Genomic DNA, 2,660 nt, shown 5'->3' with positions numbered 1-2,660 from the left:
GTTACCGCCATTGGTTCATCATGCCATGAGCTTTTGCCTTTTCCGTTTCGGATAGCGGCAATCAATGCGTCCTGATGCTTGAGACTCAGCAGGTCATAATCACCCACCACGAGGTAGTGAGTGCTCAGCGCTTCCAGATCCACTGGCTTTGCATGGCTGTTGTGGGGCTTATGAGGTTTGTGGGGTTTATGTGTTTTCCGGGCTGGCGCATTGGCCTTGACCATCGCGGCGGCCTCAGACTCTGACATGCCAGCAGCGACTAATTCAGCAATGGCCCGTGCAGGCTTCCAGCTCACAAGAGCACGATGTTTTTGGATGATCTTTTCTGCTTTTTCATTTTTGATAATCATTCTCATTTGTCCTAAAAAAAATAAGGGGGTACTTATTTAATACTTTTTCCTGACTGCCACTTTTTTTGGGTTTTTTTGGGTTTTTTACCCACTTTGATAATCATTCTCATTTGGCTGTTTTTTCATGGCTAGCCCTGGTGATCCCCTTACCACCGATCCCACAGCCAGAAGACACAGCCTTTTCCGTACTGCCTGATACCACTGCGATCATCCTGCCACCTCCGATTGGGGCTGGTTCTCTGGCAGTGCTTTCGGTGCCTTAAGCGGCTTCTCGGTATAACCCTGACTCGCTCTGGCATATTTCCTAACAAATTCCCGCAGCCGGATATTTGCCGCTCGCCTCGCCGCGTTATCCTTCCGATATGAAACCGGTTCCTCATCCCATGCAATTTGATAAACCTCGGCATACTTCACCGTGATTTTTGCCCGTGTAGCCGGATCAAGATTCAGTAACATCTCCTGTATCCATTTCGCGTCATCAGGGTAAAAATGCGACGGCATTGATACTTGAACGTGAGAGTTAGGAAACATGGTTTTTCTGAGGGGTAGCGAAAACCAAACTTTCTTTTTCTACAGGAGAAATTTCACTAAATTCTTTAGTGCCCTCCTCAATACGGATTGCCATCTTCGGGGATGCGCGACGATTGCTGTATGCAATTTGATCTAAATATCCAACGCTTGTCCCAGCAATTTGAGCAAGCTTTATCCAGTCCTGCCTACAGGCTTCTTTTCTCCAGCGATGTAAATCGTTTTTCATGTCTTTACCTTGTAAGTCAACATACCCAAACTTTATCTTTTTGATAAATTATTTGCAAGATTTTTTATCATCATGCATATTTATCAAATTGCTAATTAATGTGATTATTGTGATATGGAAACTAAAGATATAAGACGCATGAACTTGCGCACCTTGATGGAAGCTCGCATACGTCAAGGAATAACGAAGGCAGACTTTGCAGAGTTGATCGGAGTACCAGCCAGCCAGCTTAGTCAGCTCACGAGTGTAAATGTAGTAAGAAACATAGGAGATATTATCGCCAGGCGTGTAGAAGCGAACCTTGGTTTACCTGTTGGCTGGCTTGATGTTCCTCAGCATGCAAATGAAATAATTCATAACCGTGATAATAATCACAATGATAATAAACAAAGAAACTATCACTTGCAAAATCTTTCGCGTGAAGATACTGATCAGTCATACAGGATTGAACAACTCAATGTGGAACTCAGTTGCGGGGGTGGTAGGTTGAATAATGATTATCCCGATGTAATTCGCTCAATAGAGATAGATCCGGAATATGCCAAAGGGATGTTTGGTACAAGAAAGCCATCAGCATTAAAGATAACAACTGCTGTGGGAGACAGTATGTTGGGAACCGTAAACCCTGGCGAACTTGTTATTATTGATATAACAATTAACAGGTTTGTCAGTGATGGAATTTATGCTTTCACCTATTGTGATGCATTGTATATAAAGAGATTACAACTACTTAAAGACAAGCTTATAGTCATTAGCGACAATAAAACGTATGAAAAATGGGAAATTGATTCATCAGATAAGGACTTGTTCCATATTCAGGGTTTTGTCGTAGGTAAATGGAAAGTGGACTACACCCGACTTGGATGAAATACAAATAAATCGACTACAAACCAGCCTTAGTGCTGGTTTTTTTATACGAAAATTAATCATATTTATCATTAATTTATCACTAAAATAAGAAAAAAAGATAAATAAATTTATCAATTTGCTATTTACTGTAATTTATCTTTGAGATAAAGTTACAAACACAGAAGTTAGCAGGGCTAACTTAGCAACTAAAGCCAATAACTTTGGATCATCAATAACAATCAAACATACAGATACAGGAAAGGAGACTCTGGAGCTGATTGGCAAAAGCAGCCAGAGCCACGAACAATTAATAAACATCAAGGTGCTTATTATGTTGACAGCGAATAGTAACAAAAAGACTTTTATTTTCTCAGCAATAAGACGCTCTAACACGGAGGTAGACCATGCGTAAACCAGTTACTTTAGACAATGCAAAATACCGCTCCGGCTTAGCTATGTCGCTCTATGAAGTCATTATAGATACAGCAGCCAAAGAAGAATGCTCAAGCACCCTAGCCGATCTAATTGCACTTGCTTGTGATATTAATTCGGAAGTTTATCGTTCCCTTGAAGCAGCTTTAACTAGCAGGGGTGAAGAATGAATAGTAACTCTCTAAATAAACAACACAATACTTCTTACATTAATTTTGAAATAGAGGATGCGCTCGAAAAAATCGAAGCACTAGCAGAGGCGGCAATTTACC

General features: G+C 40.9%; 4 protein-coding genes and 1 pseudogene. 2 read left to right on the top strand and 3 right to left on the bottom strand.

The window, feature by feature from the left end:
• From AACQ83_RS23760 to AACQ83_RS23750, 3 genes and pseudogenes are all read right to left on the bottom strand, one after another.
• Positions 1–296, bottom strand: a pseudogene (locus AACQ83_RS23760) (hypothetical protein); the annotation flags it as partial.
• 261 nt (positions 297–557) lie between these two features.
• The gene (locus tag AACQ83_RS23755; protein WP_339366780.1) at positions 558–881 is read right to left on the bottom strand and encodes a hypothetical protein; all 324 of its coding nucleotides are present in this window, start codon (positions 879–881) and stop codon (positions 558–560) included.
• Entirely contained in the window at positions 871–1,107 is a 237-nt protein-coding gene (locus AACQ83_RS23750) for a transcriptional regulator (RefSeq protein ID WP_112879860.1), read from the bottom strand. The genes AACQ83_RS23755 and AACQ83_RS23750 overlap by 11 nt, the downstream gene beginning before the upstream one ends.
• Before the next feature lie 114 nt (positions 1,108–1,221).
• Between AACQ83_RS23750 and AACQ83_RS23745 the strand changes: the two genes are divergently transcribed.
• Positions 1,222–1,974, top strand: coding sequence for a LexA family transcriptional regulator (locus tag AACQ83_RS23745; protein WP_112879859.1), 753 nt, complete (start codon positions 1,222–1,224; stop codon positions 1,972–1,974).
• Positions 1,975–2,360: 386 nt separating this feature from the next.
• Positions 2,361–2,558, top strand: coding sequence for a hypothetical protein (locus AACQ83_RS23740; RefSeq protein ID WP_112879858.1), 198 nt, complete (start codon positions 2,361–2,363; stop codon positions 2,556–2,558).
• The last annotated feature ends 102 nt before the right edge of the window (positions 2,559–2,660 follow it).

The sequence above is a fragment of the Photorhabdus sp. S10-54 genome, from assembly GCF_963878145.1.
Lineage (GTDB): Bacteria > Pseudomonadota > Gammaproteobacteria > Enterobacterales > Enterobacteriaceae > Photorhabdus > Photorhabdus kayaii.
This window is presented reverse-complemented; position numbering and strand designations above follow the sequence as displayed.